19 protein-coding genes and 7 pseudogenes are annotated in these 22,201 nt (G+C 60.8%); 10 read left to right on the top strand and 16 right to left on the bottom strand.

Going from position 1 to position 22,201, the window contains the following annotated elements:
* Positions 1 to 79: 79 nt before the first annotated feature.
* Positions 80 to 1,906 carry an FUSC family protein gene (locus tag F4827_RS31910; RefSeq protein WP_260175513.1) on the bottom strand — a complete coding sequence of 609 codons (1,827 nt, stop codon included), beginning with the start codon at positions 1,904 to 1,906 and terminating at the stop codon, positions 80 to 82.
* Positions 1,907 to 1,947: 41 nt separating this feature from the next.
* On the opposite strand from F4827_RS31910, the pseudogene F4827_RS31905 reads away from it, so the two are divergent.
* Positions 1,948 to 2,733 (top strand): annotated as a pseudogene (locus tag F4827_RS31905) (tyrosine-type recombinase/integrase); the annotation flags it as partial.
* A 15-nt stretch (positions 2,734 to 2,748) separates the two neighbouring features.
* A pseudogene (locus tag F4827_RS31900) lies at positions 2,749 to 3,270 on the top strand (transposase zinc-binding domain-containing protein); the annotation flags it as partial.
* Here F4827_RS31900 and F4827_RS31895 read toward each other — a convergent pair.
* Positions 3,210 to 3,884, bottom strand: a pseudogene (locus F4827_RS31895) (transposase); the annotation flags it as partial. The pseudogenes F4827_RS31900 and F4827_RS31895 sit on opposite strands and share 61 nt — an antisense overlap.
* Positions 3,885 to 4,416: 532 nt before the next feature.
* On the opposite strand from F4827_RS31895, the gene F4827_RS31890 reads away from it, so the two are divergent.
* The gene (locus F4827_RS31890; RefSeq protein ID WP_183732253.1) at positions 4,417 to 5,217 is read left to right on the top strand and encodes a phosphodiesterase; all 801 of its coding nucleotides are present in this window, start codon (positions 4,417 to 4,419) and stop codon (positions 5,215 to 5,217) included.
* A 306-nt stretch (positions 5,218 to 5,523) separates the two neighbouring features.
* Here F4827_RS31890 and arsN2 read toward each other — a convergent pair whose 3' ends face one another.
* From arsN2 to F4827_RS31860, 6 genes and pseudogenes are all read right to left on the bottom strand, one after another.
* Positions 5,524 to 5,961 carry an arsenic resistance N-acetyltransferase ArsN2 gene (gene arsN2 / locus F4827_RS31885; protein ID WP_183732250.1) on the bottom strand — a complete coding sequence of 146 codons (438 nt, stop codon included), beginning with the start codon at positions 5,959 to 5,961 and terminating at the stop codon, positions 5,524 to 5,526.
* Positions 5,962 to 6,065: 104 nt separating this feature from the next.
* A complete protein-coding gene (gene arsH / locus F4827_RS31880) occupies positions 6,066 to 6,788 on the bottom strand; it encodes an arsenical resistance protein ArsH (protein ID WP_183732247.1) in 723 nt (240 codons plus the stop codon).
* A 30-nt stretch (positions 6,789 to 6,818) separates the two neighbouring features.
* The gene (gene arsB / locus F4827_RS31875; RefSeq protein ID WP_183732244.1) at positions 6,819 to 7,889 is read right to left on the bottom strand and encodes an ACR3 family arsenite efflux transporter; all 1,071 of its coding nucleotides are present in this window, start codon (positions 7,887 to 7,889) and stop codon (positions 6,819 to 6,821) included.
* 22 nt (positions 7,890 to 7,911) lie between these two features.
* Positions 7,912 to 8,406, bottom strand: coding sequence for an arsenate reductase ArsC (locus F4827_RS31870; protein WP_183732240.1), 495 nt, complete (start codon positions 8,404 to 8,406; stop codon positions 7,912 to 7,914).
* 82 nt (positions 8,407 to 8,488) lie between these two features.
* Entirely contained in the window at positions 8,489 to 8,812 is a 324-nt protein-coding gene (locus F4827_RS31865; protein WP_183732237.1) for a helix-turn-helix transcriptional regulator, read from the bottom strand.
* A 129-nt stretch (positions 8,813 to 8,941) separates the two neighbouring features.
* Positions 8,942 to 9,058: pseudogene (locus F4827_RS31860) on the bottom strand (IS3 family transposase); the annotation flags it as partial.
* Between the two features lie 155 nt (positions 9,059 to 9,213).
* Between F4827_RS31860 and F4827_RS35660 the strand changes: the two are divergent.
* Positions 9,214 to 10,138: pseudogene (locus F4827_RS35660) on the top strand (tyrosine-type recombinase/integrase); the annotation flags it as partial.
* A gap of 51 nt (positions 10,139 to 10,189) precedes the next feature.
* Here F4827_RS35660 and F4827_RS31850 read toward each other — a convergent pair.
* On the bottom strand, positions 10,190 to 11,260 hold the full coding sequence (locus tag F4827_RS31850; RefSeq protein ID WP_409258879.1) for a lactonase family protein: 1,071 nt from the start codon (positions 11,258 to 11,260) through the stop codon (positions 10,190 to 10,192).
* Between the two features lie 315 nt (positions 11,261 to 11,575).
* Between F4827_RS31850 and F4827_RS31845 the strand changes: the two genes are divergently transcribed.
* Together F4827_RS31845 and F4827_RS31840 are read left to right on the top strand one after the other, a co-directional pair.
* Positions 11,576 to 12,928, top strand: coding sequence for an MFS transporter (locus tag F4827_RS31845; protein WP_183732232.1), 1,353 nt, complete (start codon positions 11,576 to 11,578; stop codon positions 12,926 to 12,928).
* Positions 12,913 to 13,050: pseudogene (locus tag F4827_RS31840) on the top strand (IS5/IS1182 family transposase); the annotation flags it as partial. The gene F4827_RS31845 and the pseudogene F4827_RS31840, both read left to right, overlap by 16 nt.
* A 46-nt stretch (positions 13,051 to 13,096) precedes the next feature.
* On the opposite strand, the pseudogene F4827_RS31835 reads toward F4827_RS31840, so the two are convergent.
* The 3 genes and pseudogenes from F4827_RS31835 to F4827_RS31825 all read right to left on the bottom strand — a co-directional run.
* Positions 13,097 to 13,585, bottom strand: a pseudogene (locus F4827_RS31835) (IS110 family transposase); the annotation flags it as partial.
* A gap of 510 nt (positions 13,586 to 14,095) precedes the next feature.
* A complete protein-coding gene (gene nhaA, locus F4827_RS31830; protein ID WP_183732228.1) occupies positions 14,096 to 15,448 on the bottom strand; it encodes a Na+/H+ antiporter NhaA in 1,353 nt (450 codons plus the stop codon).
* 171 nt (positions 15,449 to 15,619) lie between these two features.
* Entirely contained in the window at positions 15,620 to 16,036 is a 417-nt protein-coding gene (locus tag F4827_RS31825; RefSeq protein ID WP_183732226.1) for a universal stress protein, read from the bottom strand.
* Between the two features lie 320 nt (positions 16,037 to 16,356).
* On the opposite strand from F4827_RS31825, the gene F4827_RS31820 reads away from it, so the two are divergent.
* Entirely contained in the window at positions 16,357 to 16,557 is a 201-nt protein-coding gene (locus F4827_RS31820; RefSeq protein WP_183732224.1) for a hypothetical protein, read from the top strand.
* A gap of 135 nt (positions 16,558 to 16,692) precedes the next feature.
* Positions 16,693 to 17,241, top strand: a complete 549-nt coding sequence (locus tag F4827_RS31815) for a lipocalin family protein (RefSeq protein WP_183732222.1) — start codon at positions 16,693 to 16,695, stop codon at positions 17,239 to 17,241.
* Positions 17,242 to 17,380: 139 nt separating this feature from the next.
* Here the strand turns inward: F4827_RS31815 and F4827_RS31810 are convergent, their stop codons facing one another.
* Together F4827_RS31810 and F4827_RS31805 are read right to left on the bottom strand one after the other, a co-directional pair.
* Positions 17,381 to 17,728 carry a hypothetical protein gene (locus F4827_RS31810; RefSeq protein WP_183732218.1) on the bottom strand — a complete coding sequence of 116 codons (348 nt, stop codon included), beginning with the start codon at positions 17,726 to 17,728 and terminating at the stop codon, positions 17,381 to 17,383.
* Positions 17,729 to 17,795: 67 nt separating this feature from the next.
* The gene (locus F4827_RS31805; RefSeq protein ID WP_183732306.1) at positions 17,796 to 18,110 is read right to left on the bottom strand and encodes an H-NS family nucleoid-associated regulatory protein; all 315 of its coding nucleotides are present in this window, start codon (positions 18,108 to 18,110) and stop codon (positions 17,796 to 17,798) included.
* A gap of 777 nt (positions 18,111 to 18,887) precedes the next feature.
* Here F4827_RS31805 and F4827_RS31800 point away from each other — a divergent pair.
* The gene (locus F4827_RS31800; protein WP_183732213.1) at positions 18,888 to 19,742 is read left to right on the top strand and encodes an H-NS family nucleoid-associated regulatory protein; all 855 of its coding nucleotides are present in this window, start codon (positions 18,888 to 18,890) and stop codon (positions 19,740 to 19,742) included.
* Positions 19,743 to 20,241: 499 nt separating this feature from the next.
* Here the strand turns inward: F4827_RS31800 and F4827_RS31795 are convergent, their stop codons facing one another.
* Entirely contained in the window at positions 20,242 to 20,523 is a 282-nt protein-coding gene (locus F4827_RS31795) for a PAAR domain-containing protein (protein ID WP_183732209.1), read from the bottom strand.
* Between the two features lie 166 nt (positions 20,524 to 20,689).
* Positions 20,690 to 21,385, bottom strand: coding sequence for a DUF4123 domain-containing protein (locus tag F4827_RS31790; RefSeq protein ID WP_260175512.1), 696 nt, complete (start codon positions 21,383 to 21,385; stop codon positions 20,690 to 20,692).
* 75 nt (positions 21,386 to 21,460) lie between these two features.
* Between F4827_RS31790 and F4827_RS31785 the strand changes: the two genes are divergently transcribed.
* Positions 21,461 to 22,162, top strand: coding sequence for an IS6 family transposase (locus F4827_RS31785; RefSeq protein WP_183732206.1), 702 nt, complete (start codon positions 21,461 to 21,463; stop codon positions 22,160 to 22,162).
* The last annotated feature ends 39 nt before the right edge of the window (positions 22,163 to 22,201 follow it).

Raw genomic sequence — 22,201 nt, 5'->3', positions numbered from 1 at the left:
AAGCGGCTACTGCGGAAGGGATTCTTTCGCGGTAGCCCCATGCGCGACTGTCACCTGCGCAATGCGCGCGCGCCTGACGTCACGCGCTATTGCCGGTCTGGCAATGAAACGGGGCGTCCGGGTCGAGCAGCGCGCTGCGCATGAGGCAGAGGTCGCCGGACAGTTTCAATAGCGCAGCCTGACGGGCTCCTCGCCCGCTCTTCTGCGCCTCTTCTGCCACCCTCTCCAGCGCACGGTTGGCCGCGCACACAGCCAGCGCAGCAAGTGGCGCATCGGGTCGTTCAAAGAGGTCGGCTACGCGCCGGCCACCCTGTTCGACGCCGGGCAACCAGCGGGGCCGGTCCGACGTGCCCTTAGGAACAAGCGTCGCGATATCCCCGCGCAGGTCCAGCAACGCCTGCCCCAGTTCGAGCGTGGCGAGCAGCCTGTGCCACGCCTGGTCGTAGCGAGGCGAGCCCGGCGCAAGCAGCACGCGCAACTGCGAGGAAAGATCGTGCGTGCGGGAGCGAAAGCGCGCATCGGCGCCGTCCAGACGGGTTTCCCATGCGAACGCCACTTCGCGGCGCAGGTCGCGCTGGATGCAGGTCACCACCCACGGCGTCTGCAACGGAAATACGATCGTCGCCGTGATGACGGCAATGAGCAGCGCGACAACTGCGGCGAGCCCGTTGTTGAGGAACACGTCCGGGGCGTAAGCCATCATGTTGTCCGGTCCGGCCAGCACCACGAAGAACACACACAGACCTATACCGTAGCCCGACGTCGACGGCCGGCTCGCGAGGAAGGCGCTGCCTGCCACGATGGGCGCGAGCACGACACAGAGCAGGGGAAAGCCCGTGATGGCCGGGTAGACAAAGCCCAGGTAGACGTAACCGAGCGCCACGGCCGCCGCCGCACCTAACGCGATCTGCATTGCGAGCTTCTCCGGGCGCGGCGCCGCCGAGCTCAGCCCCGCTGCGATCGCGGCCGCGATCACCGCCATCCCGCCGCTCGGCCACGCCGTGAGCAGCCAGAACGCGCCAGTCGCTCCCACAGTCAGCGCATTGCGCACCAAAGTCAGCGCGACGACGTACGAGCTGGTCCGCGTGGGAGGGGCCGGTACGCGCGGCGATTGGCTCTGGGCCGTCCCCACGGCACCGCCGGCAACTACGGCACCCGCTGCGAGGAAGTCGAGCACGCTTTCCAGCAGCCGGCGTAGCGCTTCGCGCAGTGTGTGCGCCTCGATGGAGGAAGCGCTCGGCTGAAGGCTGCTCCCGGGCGCCGCCTCCTGCGCGCCGCGCGTGAGTGAGGCGGCGAGCCGCGCAAGCGCCGTGGTGGACTGCTGATCGGGTGTTTCTGGAGGATTGTCGCGCAAGCGCTCGACGAGCCCTGCCGCCTGCTGCAGCGACAAGCGCAGCTCCGCTATCAGGGCACCCGCGCCCGTGTTGTCAAGCCGCTCGATCTGCTGCCCCAGTATGTGCAGCCGCGAGCAGAGCGCTGCATATTCGCTGTCGATCCTGGCGAGCCGCTGGCTGCGCATGCGCAGGTTCGGATCTTCGTACGAGGCGAACGTGCGCGCGGCCTCGAACCCGGCGATGCTTCCCGCAAGGCGCGCGAAGCGCTGCTGGAACGCGGCATGCTCGCATCGACCGGCTAGCACGTCCGCGCACAGATCGAGAATCGCACTGCGGCGCTGGCGCTGGCCGTGCATCAGCGCCGTGCTCGCACGAACCGGGAAGACGAGCGCGCTGACCGCGGCCGAGCTGAGTATGCCGATGGTCACTTCCGCCGCGCGCGTGAGTGACGCGATGAACAACGCATCGGGATGCGTGCGACCACTGAAGACAATGACATTGAAGGGCTTTCGCAAGTACAGAAGTTGTGCGTCGACGCCGACGGCACGATAGCCTGGGGATTTTACGGCCATCGTCTAACGATGTATCGCGAGACGTCCCCGCACGAGGGATTTATCTGCGCGTCGTGCGCGAGTTCACCCGCTTTCTCGGGCGCTCGCCTGACACCGCCACCGTCGAGGACCTGCGGCGTTACCAGTTGCATCTGGTCGACCACGGCGTGTCGCCCGTGTCGCTCAATGCGGCGATCACCGGACTGAAGTTCTTCTTCGAGATCACGCTCCACGAGCCCGACCGGATGGCACGCATGCAGCCCGTGCGTGTGCCTCGCGTGCTGCCGGTCGTGCTCAGCCCGGACGAAGTGGGCCGCCTGATTGCCGCCACCGGCAATCTGAAGCACCAGACCGCACTATCGGTCGCTTACGGCGCTGGCCTGCGTGCCAGTGAAGTGGTGATGCTGAAGGTCGGCGACGTCGACGGCCAGCGCATGACCCTGCGTATTGAGCAGGGCAAGGGCCGCAAGGATCGTTACGCCATGCTCTCGCCGGTGCTGCTTGAACGCCTGCGTGTCTGGTGGCGCGTGGCGCACGCGCAGGGCCGGATGCTGGAGGGCGGCTGGCTGTTTCCGGGCCTCGATCCGGTCGATCCGCTCAGCACGCGTCAGCTCAATCGCGCCATCCATGCCGCCGCCGAGGCCGCCAACATCGACAAGCGTGTCTCGATGCACACGCTACGTCACAGCTTTGCGACCCACCTGCTGGAGCAGAAGGTCGACATCCGCGTGATCCAGGTCCTGCTGGGGCACAAGAAGCTGGAGACGACAGCACTCTATGCGCAGGTCGCCACCGACCTGCTGCGCGAGGTGATCCGTCCGCTGGAGAACCTGCAGAACAACGGCTGAACAAGGCATACGGCCGTGCCCGAAGTCGCAGACGTCTTCCGCGCGCATGGGCCCTTGTGGCGACAGACTGTACAACTGAGTCTGGGACAGCTGAAGGTCATGTCGGCGATCGAACAGTGCCGCAGCGCGGCGCTGGGTGGACACGTATTGCGCTGTTCCGGCTGCGAACAGATCGAGGTTGCCTACAACTCCTGCCGTAACCGCCATTGCCCCAAATGCCAGGCGAGCGCCGCACACCGGTGGCTCGAGGCACGCCAGGCCGATCTGCTGCCGGTCGAGTATTACCACGTGGTCTTCACGCTACCTGCTGCGATCAGCGCGATCGCCTGGTACAACAAGGCAGTGATCTACGGCCTGCTGTTCGATGTTGCAGCCGAAACCCTCCGAACCATCGCCGCCGACACAAAGCATCTGGGCGCTCAAATCGGCGCGACACTCGTGCTGCACACGTGGGGCTCGGCGCTCACGCACCATCCTCACGTACACGGCATCGTTCCCGGCGGAGGCCTCTCGCCAGACGGTGAGCGGTGGGTCGCCTGGCTGCGCAGGAGAATGTCGATGATGACCATCGGCGCGCCGCAGTGCCGGCAGACGAACTTCGGGACGGCAGCGCCCGGTGACGGACCTTCGCTGGCATTGATGGAAGCCGGCACGCCTAGCAGCGCCCGTATTGCAGCCAGATTCTGCCGGCGCACGGGATTGGCCAGCAGACCATAGTGGCGGATTCGATGGAAGCCGGCAGGCAGCACATGCAGCAGGAAGCGTCGCATGAATTCCTGTGGCTCAAGCGTCATCGTCTTCTGGCGCGTGCGCCCGCTGGCCCGGTAGTCCTTCCACCGGAAGGTCACGCCCCGGTCGTCGAGCGCGATGAGCCGCTGATTGGAGATGGCCACGCGATGCGTATAGCGCGACAGATACGCAAGGACCGCCTCCGATCCCGCGAACGGGCGCTTCGCATAAACCACCCATTCGCATGCTCGCAGCGGCGCGAGCCACTGTGCGAAGACAGTGGGTTCGGCAAGCCCGGCGTACTCACTAAAGAGGCGCAACTGGCCCCGGCGATGTGCATGGGTGAGCTCTTCCAGGAAGCGCCGCCGGAACAGCCGCGAGAGCACACGTACTGGCAGGAAGAAGCCGGGCCGGCACCCAATTCGCGCACCGCCCACGTGCCGAAGCGACATATGAAGACGAATCACTTTGCCTATTCAGGCCAACTGTCGGCTCGTCGGCAACAAGCGCCAGGAGAGGACGCTTGTGCCTGTCGTTACAAGCAGACCTTGCCGCGCTCGCGACGCCTCTACACACGTTTGACATGGAAGCTGCAGAATACTTACATGCCCACTGAACCCTCGCTTCGACCGAAGATCGCGAGACGCCGCAGTTCATGAGAGCACTTCAATCCCCATAGCTGCACAAGATTCCCGCCGCCCTGGTCCAATCCGCGGTTTCCTCCCTCGAGCGTTGTCCAACGTCTGCCCACATGCGTCGTCGTGTGCTCACTCGGCAGCAGACATGGGCAGGCGTCGAACAACGCTTAACAGTTTCGGACGTTCGTGTGGCGTCAACCAATGTCCGGTCTGAGCAGCAGATCGGCCGGCCAGTCGCGCAATGGATTTTGGCCACTTAATCTTGCTGTGATGTCGATGACTCGATAGACGAGCTGATCATCTACCAGGAGAATCCGTGACCATAATCGCGCAGGTTTCAGATATTCATGTTCGGCCTCGAGGCATGCTCTATCAGAATCTAGTCGACTCCAATGCGATGTTCACGAGGGCGGTCGAAACGCTCAATCGTCTGGACCCAAAGCCCCACCTTGTCCTGATAACCGGTGACCTTACTGACGAGGGATCGCCCGAAGAATATGAAATGCTACGTGAGTTGCTGGCGCCGTTAACGCATCCGTATGCGGTGATGCCTGGTAATCACGACGATCGTGTTCGTCTATGCGAAGCTTTTGGCGATCAGCCATGGCTACCTCTCGAAGGCGAACTCAACTTTGGCATCGACGTCGGTCCAGTGCGAGTACTTGCACTGGACACCACGGTTCCCGGCCTTCACCACGGGGAGCTGAGTCCGACGACGCTCTCGTGGCTCGAACGTGAGCTCATCGCAAACGCGAGAAGACGGGTTGTCATCGCAATGCATCATCCGCCGTTCAGCAGCGGGATACCCTATCTTGATTTATACGGGTTGCGGGAGATCGGTCCATTTAGCGATCTGCTGTCCCGATACTCCAACATCGACCGCATCATTGCCGGGCACGTTCACCGTTCGATGCAGACGCGTTTAGGCGCAGTGCCGGTATTGACATGTCCCAGTACGACGACACAGATTGCGCTACGTCTCAAACCTGACGCGGATGCAGCCTCATACCTCGAACCGCCCGCCTTCATGCTACATCGCTGGGAAAACAACATAGGTAACGCCGTGTCGCACCTCTGCTATATCGGCCAGTTCGACGGCCCGCTGCCGTTCGCGTAGGCATTCAGGATGCTCTGCTTCCTGCCGGCAATCGATTCGCCGGAACTCTATGGTGAATATATGACCGCTCCACGGTGGCGAACCCGGCATTCGCCTCACCGTCGTGGACGGCTGCCACGGGTCGGTTTATGCCTTCCGCATGAAAGGCTGCGGCTGCTGCGATTGTCGCGCGCTGTCATCGGGAGCTAGCCGGCCACTTTCGGTCATCGACCTTTTACTTTTCGCGGGCTCTTTGGATCTATTAGCGGTCGTTGAAAGCGGCCGATGAGCTTTGCGTCATGCGTCAACGACGCATAGCGTGATCGCTCACGCGAAGTGCTTCCTCATGCACACGGCGGTAGACGGGCAGAGTCGCACGAACTGCGCCGTTTCACGTACCTTATCCGGCACGTCGGTCCGCTCGACTGCGCTGTAGCCATGATTCGCAAAAAACTGTGACGCGCTCGCAGTGAGCAACCACAAGCTGCCATAGTTCATCGCCCTGGCTTCCCGTTCGATAGCCAGAAGCAGCGATGTGCCGAGGCCCGCTGCTCGAAGATGCAAGGCGACAGCTAGCGATCTGAGCAAAGCGTCAGCGCCCAAATGCTCCAGACAAACGCTTCCAACTGTCGCCGCGCCGTCGTCGACGGCAACTAGAAACCGCGGTATCAGCACGGTTGTGACGTCCTCTGTTGGCAAGTCGCATGTTGCCAGCAGGCTTTTGATCCCGACGAGGTCGTCATCTTTGGCGGCCCTTATTTTCATAGCGTGCTCCGTTCCCGTTTAGCTGCCTTCCTTGATGCGTCAGCCGTCGACCGCGCAACAAACATAGTTCTCGCCTGGCGATCCGAAGCGGGGGGCGCCATGGGTCAAATACTGGTCTGGTTGACGCGCTTCATCAATTCCTCGGAGCTCTCCTTGCGTTCGCTGTACCGGTCTACAAGGTACGGACCGATGTCGCGAGTCAGCAGCGTGAACTTCACCAGCTCTTCCATGACGTCAACAACGCGGTCGAAATACGCTGAAGGCTTCATGCGACCGGCTTCGTCGAACTCCATGAAGCCCTTGGCCACCGACGACTGGTTGGGGATAGTCAGCATGCGCATCCAGCGTCCGAGCACGCGCATCTGGTTGACGGCGTTGAACGACTGTGAGCCGCCGCTGACCTGCATCACGGCGAGCGTCTTGCCTTGGGTCGGCCGCACCGCCCCGACCGAAAGCGGAATCCAGTCGATCTGCGCCTTCATGATGCCGGTCATCGCGCCGTGCCGCTCCGGCGAGCACCAGACCATGCCTTCCGACCACAGCACCAGCTCGCGTAGCTCGGCAACCTTGGGATGGCTGTCCGGCGCATCGTCTGGCAGCGGCAGGCCGCTTGGATTGAATGTGCGCACTTCGGCACCCATCGCCGTAAGCAGGCGTGAGGCTTCTTCACTCAGCAGGCGGCTGAACGAGCGCTCGCGCAGCGAACCATAGAGCAGCAGGATACGCGGCGGATGCGGCGACGCCTTTGCAGGCTGCAGGCGATTTATATCGGGCACGTGAAACAGCGCCGGGTCCACCTGCGGAAGGTCAGTCTTGAAATCGGACACGTTTGCCCTCTGTGACCATTTCTGTATTCGTCAGGCGCACTCGTACCAGTCCTTTGAGCGGTTGACGATGCGCACCACGAGCAGCATGACCGGCACCTCGATCAGTACGCCCACGACCGTCGCGAGCGCGGCCCCTGAGTTGAATCCGAACAGGCCGATTGCCGTAGCGACAGCCAGTTCGAAGAAGTTCGACGCGCCAATCAGCGCTGACGGACAGGCAATGTTGTGCTTCTCGCCGACCGCGCGATTGAGCCCATATGCAAGGGCCGAGTTGAAGAACACCTGGATCAGGATCGGCGCCGCGAGCAGCACGATGACAAGCGGCTGCTTCAGGATGGCCTCGCCCTGGAACGCAAAGAGCAGTACCAGCGTCGCCAGCAACGCGGTGATGGACCATGGGCCGATCTTTGCCATCGCGGCATCGAACGCCGCCTGTCCCGTCGCAAGGAGCACTCGGCGCAGGATCTGCGCAAGGATGACCGGAATCACGATGTAGAGCACGACGGACGTGAGCAGCGTCGCCCACGGCACCGTGATCGCGGAAATGCCGAGCAGCAGGCCGACCAGCGGCGCAAAGGCGACCACCATGATGCTGTCGTTAAGCGCGACCTGGGAAAGCGTGAACAGCGGATCGCCACCGGTGAGCCGGCTCCAGACAAAGACCATCGCCGTGCAGGGCGCGGCAGCAAGCAGGATCAGGCCCGCGACGTAACTGTCGAGTTGCTCTGCAGGCAGCATCGGCGCAAACAAGTGCTTGATGAAGAGCCATGCGAGCAATGCCATCGAGAACGGTTTGATCAGCCAATTCACGACGAGCGTCACGCCGATGCCCTTAACGTGCTGGCGCACCTCATGCAGCGAACCGAAGTCGACCTTGACGAGCATGGGGATAATCATCACCCAGATCAGCAAGCCGACCGGCAGATTGACGTGCGCATATTCCATCCGGCCGATCGCCTGGAAGACCCCAGGCAGGACTTGCCCAAGCAGAATGCCGGCGACGATGCACAGCGCGACCCAGACGGTCAGGTATCGCTCAAAGAAGCTGATGGCCGGTTTCGAGGCCGACTTCCCCGAAGCGGCAACATTGGGTGTGTTCATGGGGGGACTTGATGGAGAGGATTCAGCTATGAAGGATGTCGTTTAGCGCCTGCTGCAGCTCAGTGTTGTCCAGACTTTCGAGTGGGAGCGTGAGCAGTTGCAGCATGCGGTAGCCGATTGCTTCGCGCGTGAGTTCGAATGCGTGCCGCTTGCCTTCATCGCCGCCCGGCGCGCTTGACGGATCGGCGTAGCCCCAGTGAACCTTGACAGGGCTGCCCGGCCAGAACGGGCACTGTTCGGCCGCAGCGCTGTCGCAGACTGTGATGACGATGCGCATCTTGGGTGCACCGCCCTGCGCGAATTCATCCCAGCTTTTGCTGCGATAGCCTTCCGTATCAATACCGGCGTTAGTCAGCGCTTCGAGCGCGAACGGATTGATGCGTCCGCTTGGGGCGCTGCCCGCGCTGTACGCGCGGACATCCTTGCCGAGCTTCTTCGCCCAGTGGTTCAGCATGCCTTCGGAAAGAACACTGCGCGCGGAATTGTGCGTGCAGAGGATGAGTACGTTTGTGGTCATGGTGTTGTCTGTGCGCAGCGTGATCAGCAGCATGCCGAACCGGCAGGCTTAACAGGGATGCCAATGGGTTTGCCACTCTCCCTCAGCATTTGCATGCGGCCGCGCCAGGTTCAAGGCAAGGCTGCCCCTGACAGCAGTTTTCGGTCAAGAAACCAAGGACCGCGTTCATCTGGTCATAGGCGGCCCGATAGATCAGGCTGCGCCCGTCGCGCTCCTGCGTGACGAGCCCCGCGTGCATCAGCTCCTTCAGGTGAAAGGAGAGCGTCGCATTGGGAACGTCGAGCTGTTCCGCCATGGTGCCCGGCGTCAAGCCGGTCGGGCCAGCGACAACCAGCATGCGAAACACCCGCAGGCGCAGTTCGTGGGCGAGCGCTGCGAGGGCGCGGATAACGTCTTTATTTTCCATAATTCCAATATATTCGAAATGTGTAATAAGAGCAAGTTACTACGGCAGTTCACCGGGTACATGCTCACTGACTGTTGATTTGCACGGAATCCTGACCCACGGGGGATGCGGACATTTTCCTGGACTGATTTACGTCGTTAGCCCCAGGCTTTCACGGTACTCGATGGGACTGAGATAGCCAAGCGAGCCCTTGATCCGTTTCTCGTTGTACCAGAGAACGTAGGCGTTCAGTACCTCAACGAACTCCTGCGAGGTCGATCTCACGCGCGGCGGGGGGGGGCAAACCACAACTGCGCGCTATTGCCGTTTCCGCAATTCCCGGAGGTGCCGTCCCGGATTGCGTATTATGCGAAATGATATAACATTGCATTATAAAACGAAAACTATTGTTACAGCGGCGAGATCATTGGGCTGTGCAGACCTGGCTTACCTTGCACCAGTCACCTGCGACGCAACGCACCTAACGCAAGGAAGCCGAGCGGCTGATCCTCTGGGCCATCGTCGAACGCGGGCGCGCGCTGTCCTCGCTCACCACCGAGGATGCCATCGCCTATCGCGCGTTCCTGCGCCACCCCTCGCCGCATGGACGCTGGGTCGGCCCGGTTCGGCCGCGCACCTCGCCGGACTGGCGGCTGTTCAATGGCAGACTTTCCGCTCGATCGGTCGCGCATGCGCTGTCGATCCTCGGTGCGCTGTTCCGCTGGCTGATCGAGCAGCGCTACGTGCTGGCCAATCCGTTTGCAGGGATGAAGGTGCGGGATGCGACCGGATAGAACGTGCTTAAGACTTCGCACGCCTTCAGCGAAGGCGATTGGGCGCTCGTGCGGACGATCGCGGACGGCCTGGAATGGTCGTACGGCTGGTCAGCGGCCGCTGCGCAGTGGCTGCGGTTCCTGCTGGACTTCGGGTACGCGACTGGCCAGCGTGCCAGTGAGTTCGTCGGCGCCACCCTCGGCCACGTCGAGACCGATCCACGCGGAGATTACTGGTTGCGCGTGACCGGCAAGGGCAAGAAGCTGGCGCGTGTGGCGCTCCCGCCCCTTGCGTGGGACGCGCTGGCGCGCTATCTGGCCGACCGCGGACTGCCGCCCACGCAGTTGCACTGGCGGCCGGAAACGCCGGTCGTCGGCAATCTCGAAACGGATAGCAGTAGCGCGATTAGCAGCGTGCGCCGATGGATGGTGATGCTCCGCTTCTTCCACCAAGGCGATCGAGGCGGATCACGCGCCGCTCGCCGAAAAGCTGCGTCGGGCGAGTCCGCACTGGATGCAGCACACGCACGCCATCCACGCGCTCGGCCGTGGTGCTGAACTGACCACCTGTAAACGGCAGGCGATACAGCGCGCGTAAAAATTCCGCGCGGTATCGCACTCCAGCTTACTCGTTCGACCCCGCGTAACTCACCACCTCGACCCAGTTCGCGCCCTTGCCCACCGGATACTGTCCCGTCTCATGCAACGCGCCCGTCTCCGCATCGATGCGATAGACGCTCATGGTCGGCGACAACTGCCCAACTGCGAACAGGTAACGCCCCGAAGGATCGATATTGAAACCGCGCGGCTGTTTCTGCGTCGCATAGGTGCCGATGCGTTCGAGCCTGCCCGTTGTCCCGTTCACGCGATACGCCGCCAGCGTGCTCGACGTGCGCTCGGACGCATACAGAAAGCGTCCATCGGGCGTCAGATGCAGATCCGCGCCCCACGGTTTGTCACCGCGAAAATCGGCCGGCAGGATCGAAATCGTCTGGATCGGCTTGACCGTGTCGCGCGTGCGATCGAATGCGAGCACATGCAGCTTGCCGTCGAGTTCGTCGATCAGATAAACGAAACGCCCGTCAGCCGAGAAAACAAAATGGCGCGGCCCCGACTTCCACGGTAGCGCATAGGCGGGCGCAGCGTCCTCGGTCAACTGCCCCGTGGCGGCGTCGAAACGCAGGCGCAGCCACACATCCGAACCCAGCACCGAAGCGAATGCATAGCGATTATCCGCCGATACGCGGATCGCATGCGCCATTGGCCCCGTCTTGATAGTCTGCTGCACCTCGCCCGCCACGCCATCGGCACCGATGCGGTTCACCGCCAATTGATTGCCGCCATACGAAGCCGACAGCAGATAGCGGCCCGTCGCATCGGTCGACAGATAGGCCATGCTTTCGGCCAGCGGCGCGCGGCCCAGTTCGGCCAGACGACCGTCAAGCGGATTGACGGCGAAGCTCACCACTCTGTACGGCTGCGAGCGCAGGCTCGCGTAGAGCCGTCGGTGATCGGGCGAGAATGTCATCGGCATCACCATGCCACCCACCGCGACGGTTTCGACTGCCGCCAGTGCGCCGTTGGACTCGTCCATGCGGAACACCGAAATATCCTGGCTATCTGCGTTCGACACGTAAATGTACGTAGCCGCCTGCGCCGTGTTGGCGCAAAGCGCCGCCCCCGCCAGTCCGATCATCGTCCTCACGATCCCCTGCACCACCTTCCTGTTCATGTTTTCCTTTTTTGCGCACGCGGCATATGCCCTGAGTGGTGCCCGGAGCGCCGACCAATCCGCCATGTTGTCAGACAATTTTTACAACGATCCCACAAGCGCACCGCATCGAAAAATCCACGTTTACCCTCAATGACACCAAAATCGGGTATTACCAGGTTGATGCAGCCCGGAAAGACGCGCTACGATTGGCTCTAACAAGTTACAAAGACGTATTACAACTACAGCCACACCGAGACAGGAAAGCAAGTCCTTCCGCGCACCCGAGGGTCCAACAACATGCCGTTGAGCCGTACCGCCAGCCCCGCCGCCACAGACGCCGCAACTCGAACCAAAGTCCGCTACGTCATCCTCGCGCTGATCTTCATCATTACAACGCTCAACTACGCGGATCGCGCGACGCTTTCGGTGACCGGCTCGGCCATGCGCGCAGAATTCGGCTTCGACGCCGTACGCATGGGCTATATCTTCTCGGCGTTCAGTTGGGCGTATGTGCTCTCGCAACTTCCGGCGGGCTGGATCCTCGACCGTTTCGGTGCACGTCGCGTCTACGCGGCCAGCATCTTCCTGTGGTCGCTGTTCACGCTGCTGCAAAGCGCGATTGGCGTGCTCGGCAGCACCGCGGCCGCCGTCACCGCGCTTTTCGCACTGCGTTTCGTCATGGGTGCGGCCGAAGCGCCAGCCTTCCCCGCCAACGCCAAAGTGGTCGCCAGTTGGTTCCCGACCAAAGAGCGCGGCACGGCATCGGCCATTTTCAATTCGGCGCAATACTTCGCGGCGGTCGTGTTCACGCCGTTAATGGCGTGGGTCACGCACGCCTACGGCTGGCATCACGTGTATCTGATGATGGGCCTCGGCGGCCTCGTGCTCGCGCTCGTCTGGCTCAAGGTGATGAAAAATCCGGCGAGTCATCCGCACATCAATCGCAAGGAACTCGATTACATCGAGCAAGGCGGCGGCCTCGTGAACGGGCATCAGCGCAAGACACTTACAGATAAGGCGCAAAGCAGCCATGGCTGGCAATTGATGCGCCAGTTGCTCACCAACCGCATGCTGCTGGGCGTCTACCTCGCGCAGTACTGCATCAACGTCATCACGTATTTCTTCCTGACGTGGTTCCCGATCTACCTCGTGCAGGCACGCGGCATGACGATCCTGCAGGCGGGACTGGTGGCTTCGCTGCCGGCGGTCTGCGGTTTTCTGGGCGGAGTGCTGGGCGGCGTACTGTCCGATGCGCTGATTCGCGGCGGCGCATCGCTCACCATGGCGCGCAAGGGGCCGATCGTGGGCGGGATGGCGCTGTCCGCGTGCATCGTCGGCTGCAACTACGTGCATAGCGACTGGCTGGTGGTCGCGCTGATGTCGCTGGCGTTCTTCGGCAAGGGCCTGGGCGCGCTCGGCTGGGCCGTGGTCGCCGATACCGCGCCGAAGCAAGCCATCGGCCTGTCCGGCTCGATCTTCAATATGTTCGGCAACGTGGCCGGCATCGTCACGCCCATCGTGATCGGCTATCTGGTCGCGAAAACCGGCTCGTTCGACAGCGCGCTGGCATTCGTCGGCGTGAACGCTGCGGTCACGGTCTTCAGCTATCTCGTCATCGTGAAGGAAATCAAGCGGGTCGAACTGGCGTGAAGCGGATGTGCGAGAGCGGTCCACGCGCGGGCTACGACGGATACAAACGCGAGAAAGGCAGCGAATTACATATGGCGGTGGACACATTGGGACACCTGCTTGCGGTGCATGTGACGCCATCATTGAGCGACTCAACGCCGTTAGCTCGTTGTGTTCGTCCTCAATAATCTCCGGAAGCTGCTGCCGCACTTTCAACGCTGTTTGTGCAATGACCACACCGTATTCGGCCAGCAGACCACGTATCTGGTTGATTTGCGCGATACGATCACGCATGAGCAGGCTGCGGATTCGGTGCATGGACTGGATATCCTGCTGCTGAACGCTATTGACCGCAACGTAATGCATGGTCGGACGGGAGCCAGCTTCGACGATCGCCTCCGCATCGTTGCGATTGTTCTTCTGGGATTTGACGAACGGTTTGACGAATCGGGGGGCAATGATCTGCACATGGTGTCCCATCGCCGAGAACCGCCGCGCCCAGTAATGCGCTCCGCCACAAGCCTCCATCACGATACGGCAACAGGGCAGACTGACAATGGATTCCAGGAGTTTGTTGCGGCTGACTCGCCGACTCAACACCGGATGACCGCGTTCGTCCACGCCGTACAGCTGGAAGACATTTTTGGCAAGATCAATGCTCAGCAACGCGACTTTCATGACGGCCTCCGTTCAGTCGCGGCCCAGGAATCGCTCCACGCCCATACCGCCCATATCATGAGTCGCCGCAAGCCCGAGTTACGAGAGCACCGGCGCCACCGTGGCTGCCGCGCTCGCCTCGCACTTGTACATCACGCGCTCGGGCATATTCTGCGATGCGCGCGTAGTAGATGAGTGCCCGGAAGCCGAAGGGGCGTCCGTCTGGGTGAGTTGTCTGGGCACGCTCAAGTCAGCGGTAAAACTGCCGGCGTTTGAAGCGTGTCGATTCCTCGATGGCCCTGATTGGCTCACCAGCAACATAGAGCAATATGGCCTGCCGCCGCGCCTCGAACTTACGGCGGACTGCTCCGTCGAGTTCAGAATGGGCGAGAGTGGGCCATGCGTTGACATTGATCGGCAGGCTATGGCTTGAGCAGGTCCATACTGATGGGCAACTGCGCACGCGTCTGCGAGGCCTGCAGGCTCTACACATGGTACGTGACAAAGGACCGCTTTGGTTTGCGAAGCGCTTCACTCTGCGGATTTTGGCCGCGAGCAACACAGCCCCCAACCCAGTCCCGCACATCCGGCAACGAACGAGCCGAGCAGCACGCCGAGTTTGGCGGCATCCATCGTGCCCTGATGTGGAAACGCGAGCGTCGCGATAAAGATGGACATAGTGAAGCCAATCCCTGCAAGCAGCGCAACCAGACCGACTCCGCCCCAGGACATCCCCGTCGGCAACCGGCAAAGCCCAAGCCTGACCAGTATCCAACTCGTCACGAACACGCCCACAGGTTTGCCGACGACCAGGGCCAATGCGACACCCAGTACGATCCGCACGGTCTCGTCGCTCGCGAAGTCCACGCCGCTGAGCGGCACTCCGGCATTGGCCAGCGCAAAGAGCGGCATGATACCGTAAGCGACCCACGGGTGCAGCGCCCATTGCACTCGCACGACGGGCGGCAGCAGATCGCGCTGGGCGACGCGAAGCGTATGCATCGGCTTTTCCAAACGATCAAATTCACGCGTGTTTCCGACGTCAGCTTCCCTCACGTGATGTGCAGCCGCCGACAGCTCGACCAGCACCCGCTCATGCCCGCGCGACGGCACGACCGGCGTCATCAGCCCAAGGATGACGCCCGCAAGCGTCGGGTGCATGCCGCTGATGAAGAGGCCTGCCCAGATGACGGCACCGGGCACGATATAGGCCGTTGCCCGGTTGATGTCGAGTCGCTGCATGATGATGACGGCCACAATGCCGGCGCAGACGAGCGCGAAACCGCTGTAGTCGAGTCCCGCCGAGTAGAACACCGCGATAATCAGCACGGCGATGATGTCGTCGACGATCGCGAGCGTCAGCAGAAAGACGCGCACGGTGCCGGGGATCGAACGCCCAAGCAGCGCGAGCACGCCGACCGCGAAAGCGATGTCGGTCGCCGTTGGCACCGCCCAGCCGTGGGCTGCACCCGAACCGTGGTTCACCGCCAGATAGACGAGAGCCGGTACAGCCACACCGCCCACCGCCGCGGCCAGGGGCAGCGTCGCCTGCCGGAAATCGCTCAGCGATCCGGCGTGGATCTCGCGACGTATCTCCATGCCCACAATGAGGAAGAACACGGTCATCAGGCCGTCATTGATCCAGAAATGCACCGGCCTGGAGAACACCGATTGGCCCAGCCCGATCGTCAGCGGTGACTCAAGCAATTCGTGGTAGCGCCCGGCGAATGGCGAATTCGCCCAGGCCAGCGCTATCACGGCTGCGATGAGCAGGATGACGCCGCTCGCGGCTTCGACATACAGGAAGTATTCGAGCGCCGTAAAGGCTTTCTTTGCGATGTGGCGGGGGCGGGCAAGCGAGCGTGAGAAGTCGTTCTGTCGCATGGGCGTGTCGGGTCCCGCGTGGCGGCCCGACCAGCGCGTTGAACCTGTCCCGCTGCAAGATGCAGCTAACACCCTGCCTCTATTTTACAGGTTCATTCGCCAGCTCACTGAAAGCCGCCAGCCCCACGCGACGAGACCGCGGACTGACATCGCAAGTTGTCTGCGCAATCGTCAGTGAAGCATCGTGACGGGTGTCGATGACAGGCGCCATAGTCCGATGGCGACCGCCCAACGGCGAATGAAGCCGAGCCGGCTACCATCAAGCAGAACGATGTCAGCCCGATGCTTCGCTGCATACTGCGCGATGGTCTGCGCCGTCGGCCCATAGACCCGGCTCCAGGTGTAGGGAACACCGGCGTCTTCGAGGATCGCCCGCGTTTGCATGAGCGCATTTCGCGCTGCCTGTTTCCCCTGTCTGCGCAGCGTTCCTAGCGAATGAAATGCGACAGCGCGGCCCTGCGCCAAATCGTCGAGGACCTCGACGATTTCAACCTCTGCCGCGCATCGCTCCGCGAACAGGAGCGCGCCATGTCGCGCCGCCTCGGTCGCTGCCTTGTCGCCCAGCACAGGAATCAGCACTTTAAGCACGTTACCCCCTTTGTTCTAAGATGCTTCATTGAAGCGCAGACGTCATCAAGACGGGGTAAAGGTTCGGCGTCAGCGTATAAAGATACCGTCAAGATGGCACAACGCGCCGGTCGCGCTGAAGAGACAGCACGTTGATCATTTGCTCGCCTGGGATCGTGAAAGCGGGGTTACCGAAATCCACGGCCAGCACGATATCCACGACTGCCTGCTGCGGGATATCCCGGAGCAATCGCGCCCGCACGAATTGCACGACGGGATGTAGGCCTGTTGTTTGCTAGTGTCTGCAACACCCCCCTGTTTTTCTGAACTGGAGAATCGATATGCGAGTCAGTATCTATAACGACGGAGACAATTCCATCCGCGTGACTGCAGACCGCAAGGCGGCAAACGAGACCATGATTGATCCCGGCGAAGAGGTCGTCGTCGAGGCTGAAGGCGTTGTCCATCTCCTTGAGATCGACGGCGGGAACATTGAAAAATCCGTCGAAGACGACAACCACGACGAAGACCTTGAACCCTGACGCGCTCTGAGCACGGCCGTAAACGCCGGCCATCTGATTGCCGTCGGCTTTAATTCGCCACATAGCGCGTGTGAGCTCATCGGCGAGGGTCTCAATGTCCCAAAAAGCCGTTGACCAGAAGGAAAAAACAAGCTTATGCAAAAGAGAACGCTCGTAATGACGCTCGCCGGAGCAGTTATGTTGATGGGCGCGTGTGCATACATACCCCGTCCCGGCCCGGTAGGCAATCGCGCCGTGCCACAGCCCGCGAGTCCCGTCGATCTGGCGAGATATATGGGTCGCTGGTACGAACAGTTCCGTTACGAAGCCTCGTTTGAGCGGGGAATGGACGAAGTCACTGCGGAGTATTCCCTCAACGCGGACGGTACCGTGAAGGTCATCAATTCGGGCCGTAAGGGCGCCAATGCCGACCGGTTCAGACAATCGGTTGGCAAGGCAAAAGTGGCGGATCCATCAACCAAAGCCAAGTTGAAAGTATCATTCTTCGGACCGTTTTATGGCGATTACTGGATTCTGGATCACGGAGAGAATTACGAATGGTCGATTGTTGGCGAACCTTCGGGTCGTTACCTGTGGGTGCTGACCCGCGACGCGCACCCGTCGAGGGAGAGACTGGATGATCTGGAGGCACGCGTAAAGGCCCTTGGATACGACTGTTCGCTTGTCAGGCAAACGAAGCAGTAAATAGCGGTAGCGGCGTGCCAAAGCAGGAGCTATCACTGCCTGCCGGGCAACGCGATCAGTCGATTTCCAGGAGGAAATCAGGATCTGGTAGCGACGTCACCCCGCTGCAAAGCGATCAATCAGGCGCATTCACTGCGCTTCACTGGTCGTCAACGAGCCCCAGGTGTGCCGAGCACAAACCATGGATCTCCTGGACGACGGGAGACCGGTAATCGAGAAACCAGCCTGCGTTGAGATTAAAGAGTTTCAGGAGGCCTGCTTCGTCACGCGGAAATGGCAAGGCCAGCGCCTGTTCGGCAAGTGGCCTTGAGGCTTCGACCAGCTTCGCCCGATCAAGCCAGTCACAGCGGGCTGCATTCGATGACAGCCAGATCTGGCACGATTCGATCAGGTGATCAGTCCGCAGCCACTCGCCGCTGCGCGCCCGCGCCAGTAATTGGCCCACGACGAGGAACGTCAGTAATTCCGCCTTCGTCTCGCTGTCCATGCCGCCGGTCCCTCAACTGATGTCCGCATCGCCCGTCTCGGGTCACGACGCATGTGAGCGATATGCATCACTTTTCACCCGGCCACCATGGCTTCGGTTGCGGGGCTTTCGGTTGCGGGGCGTCGATCGCATAATCCTCGAGGCGCTTGCCTGCGAGCCAATTCGGACGCGTTCCTCTGCCTGACCATGTATTCCCGGTCGAGGGATCGTAGTATTTTGCTGCCGTCCCTGCAGGCCGGTCATAACCCAGCGCCCTGCGCACTTCCTGCTCAGTAATGCCAAGCAGCGTGACCTCATCTCTGAGGCTTGCGAAGACAGCTGCAACTTCACGCGCGCGAGCGTCGGCCAGCAGATCATTCACACAGCCGAGCTCAGCGCGCATGGTTTTCAGATCTGGGATCACTCATTCGTCAGATCGAATGTGGCCGTGGATCTCCACGGCCACGCGATCAACGTCGGCTCAATGGCAACGCTTTTCCCAATGATGATGCACGCGCACCTTGTGGCATACGGGGTGATGATGGTGGTCATAGGCGTATGCCGGCGCGACGGCTGAAAGCAGTCCAACGCAAGCCATGGTAGCAAGAACGATCTTTTTCATATCTGTGAGGTCCAGTTTGTTGATGAGGACAGCGCATGTGCCCTGCCTTCACTGCGATAACGCCTGAACCCAGTACTGCGATGACAGCATAGGGATTAACCACAGGTCACGCTTACGGCTGAACGGAAAAGGGAATGAGATCTGGCAAATGTATCGTCGCAATCCTTGCTCCTGAATCTGGCGGATTGACCGATAGAAACAATTCCCGCCGCGCCGCCGTGCACCCTCCCACCTCGGGCGCATGATTCCCGCAGCGCCAGGCGACATGAAACTGTCGGCTCCAGTTTCCGTCTGAAAGAAGGTGGCCGACTCGACTCGTATGACATGCAGACGAACTGTTGGCATTTTGCTGCCGTATCGACGCAATGCCGCCGCGCGCAAAGGATTGCCACCCGGAATTGCCAGATTCGTCTCACGTTCACGGACAGCGAATCCGCAGACTAGAAACAGTTGGAAATCTATAAGTGAATCATTTCATTCGTCGAATGACTGCACTTCAACAATTCGAGTCTGCGTTATGGCATAGTTCGCTAAACCAACTTCAGGGAAACAAAAACAATGGCAACGCTCGATTCCATTCAGGCAAAGATTGCAAAGCTTCAGGCTCAGGCAGAGGCAATTGTCGTGAGCAAGTCCACGGTCGTTCTGAACAAGATCCGTGACCTGATGGACAAGCACGGCATCAGCGTTGCCGACGTCGACGCTCACGTCGGCAAGCGTCGCGGCCGCAAAGCCGCAGGCACAACCAGCGCCGCATCGGCTGCGAAGTATCGCGACCCGAAGAGCGGTGCAACGTGGACGGGCCATGGCCGTGCTCCGCAGTGGATTGCCAACGCGAAAGACCGTAACAAATTTCTGGTCGAAGGTGCTGCTCAAGCCGCTGCCCCCCAAAAAGCTGAGGCGAAGCGTGCCGGAAACTACAAGCGCGGTCCGCAACCGGCGCTCTATCGCGACCCGAAGTCCGGTGCTACCTGGAGCGGTCGCGGCCGTGCTCCAGCATGGATTGCGAATGCGAAAGACCGCACGCGCTTCCTGATCGCAGACGCTGATAGCAAGACTGTCGAGACACCGGCCGCGAAGAAGCCCGCAACCGCGAAGAAGGGTGCGGCAGCGAAGAAAGCGGCGTCTGCCAAGCAGGCAACCGCAGCAGAGAAGGCGGCTCCCGCCAAAAAGGCGTCCACCGCAAAGAAGGCAGAACCGATCAAGGCGTTGAGGACCGCGAAAGAAACAACTACGGCAAAGAAAGCGACCGTGACCAAGAAGACCAGCCCGGCGAAGAAGGCTACGACTGCCCGCAAGGCACCGACGAAAAAGGCGGCCGCTGCGAATGCCCAGGTGCAGGACACTGCGATTGTGTCTGCGCCCACTGAAAATTCCGTACAGGCAACTGACCAGCCGACGGCAACCGCATAAGGCACTCCGCGCCGCGCAGTTGCGCGACGCTTTTCCGGGTCGTTTGTACGGGATTCAAAACGAGGGCGGCCCCAAGTCCGTCAGCCAGTTTTGAATCAGTTCCTGCTTTACGCAGATCCGGTCCAAAGATTGCCAGCGACACGCCCAGTGCCCCCGCGCCGCCGCCCCCTTCAACGGGCTCGGCGGTTTAGTTTTTTTAGAGCGCAGCTATGGGCGAACGTGGGCATGCTGAACACGCCCCTGATGGCGCAGTGACTGCTCCATTTTCCGCACGTACGTAGAAGTCACTACATCAACCGCGCAGCCGATATCTTTCCCGGCCTTGCAGGAAGTTTACTGATGTCAGTGCGCCCACCGTCTAAAGCCGACTTTCATACTATCGCGCAAGTTGTAATCTGCTTGGCGGCTGCATCGATTTCGACTCCATACACCGTCGCCCGTGATGCACATTACCGTCGGCCGGTGCTCATGCAATCGTGGGCTTGACGTGGCGTTTCGCTCAGTCGCCCACACTCGCGGTCATACTGCCAATTAGTGTGCAACCGCACTCAGTATGGTGGCCGTGCAACGCGACACGCTGACCATCGATCGTGACAGTCGGGTGCGCCTCAATAATCTTGGTCACACCGTGTGGTCGCCCGTCGGGATATTTTTCTGGGCAGTCTACAAGGTCGTTCAAACGCGCAATATTCTTGCCGTCGATACTGTGAGTCTCCGAACCAGTGATCACCCGCCCACCATGTGAAGTCGCATCACCGACAACGATCATCTGCAGTCCCATTCCGTCCTCCCGTCACGTCATCGACTGCCGCGCGATCGTGGTTTAGCGGGCACTCATCTGTTTTATGTCTTGCGATACGTCAACCGGAACCCGTGTGATCGCTATACCAAATGGCTCGTCTGATTGCTGGAGCTCGCTCAGCAGCTCGTTGACAACCGGATGCTGATCAAAATTCTCCGCATACAGATAGGAATGCAGACAGAAGAGCAGGCGATCTCCCGGTTCCCTTATGCCCCCCTTCCACCGCGCGGATATATCGGGGAATGAAATCATCGAACCGCTCGAGATAGGGACGCTCACCGTCGACATTGCCGCCCTCGATAAGGGAGGCCAGAATCTGGTCGGGTTCGGTGTGTGCGGTAAGAGCATCAACATCTGCCTGCGCTAACTGGACCACGACCGAACGACAGATCCGTGGGCTTATCGCCGACTCGTTCTGGATATGCTGCCATTCCCTGTTGCGCCCCCTGTATGCCCACTGCTCGAAGGGGCCCATAAACATCGCGCACAACTGTTCGCCCCAGATATCGAAAACGGCACCGGTGTTGCGCGGATTAAAGAACCGCACCATCGCGGTCATGTTGTCGCCGATGTCGGCGAACAGGAACGCCTGAAGGTGCATGACAATCGCATCCATCTCGGCCTGGCTCCAGATCAACGAGAGACACGGGCTTTGAAGATCAAGCCGCTCAAGCTCCGCAATCCAGTCTGCTTCCGTGTCGCTGACGGACACCAGAAAAAGTGACGCCGGGCCCAGCTCTTCTTCGGGCAGGCCAGCGAAAACGCTGAGGTATGGTACTCCGGCACGCTCCAGCAAAGGCACCGCCTTCGGTGGGCAGACTGCCGCATCGATCAACCCCATCAGGCGTGCCTATTTGTCAACGCCGACTAGAAACTGACCCACCGGGGATTCCGCACAAATCAACAGAGAGAATCGATGAAGACGCTAAACCCGGCGCTGGCCAAGGTATTGAAACGCTTGCACTATCCGCTGGAGGTGATTCTGACGTGCGTGCGTTGGTACGTCGCCTATCCGCTGGGTCTGCGTCATCTTGAAGAAATGATGGCCGAACGTGGGACGTCGGTCGATCATTCGACCGTCCATCGCTGGGCGCTCAAGCTGTTGCCGGTACTGGAGAAAGCGTTTCGCCGTAGCAAGCTGCCAGTTGGAAAGAGCTGGCGAATGGATGAGACATACATCCGCGTCACGGGCGACTGGAAATATCTCTACCGGGCCGTCGACAAGGACGGCAACACCATCGACTTCCTGCTGCGCGCCCATCGGGACCAGACTGCAGCCCGGCGTTACTTTGAGAAATCGATCGGCCAGAACGGCGTCCCCGAGACGGTGACCATCGACAAAAGCGGTGCCAATCTCGCCGCGCTCGAAGCTATCAATGCTGATCGTGAGACGCCTATCAAGATCCGCCAGTCCAAATATCTCAACAACCGCGTTGAGCAAGGCCATCGGGCAATCAAGCGGCGCACCCGACCCATGCTGGGGTTCAAGACTTTTCGCTGCGCCCGGATTCTTCTTGGCGGCATAGAAATCATGCATATGATAGCCAAAGGACAGATGAAGTGCGCTCGCGGAATCCATTCGTTCGCCGCCGATCAATTCTACGGATTGGCAACGTAAACAGTACTTCATATCGATCATCTTTCGTCCGCGAGCCTT

This window comes from Paraburkholderia bannensis (genome assembly GCF_014200455.1).
Taxonomy (GTDB): domain Bacteria; phylum Pseudomonadota; class Gammaproteobacteria; order Burkholderiales; family Burkholderiaceae; genus Paraburkholderia; species Paraburkholderia bannensis_A.
This window is presented reverse-complemented; position numbering and strand designations above follow the sequence as displayed.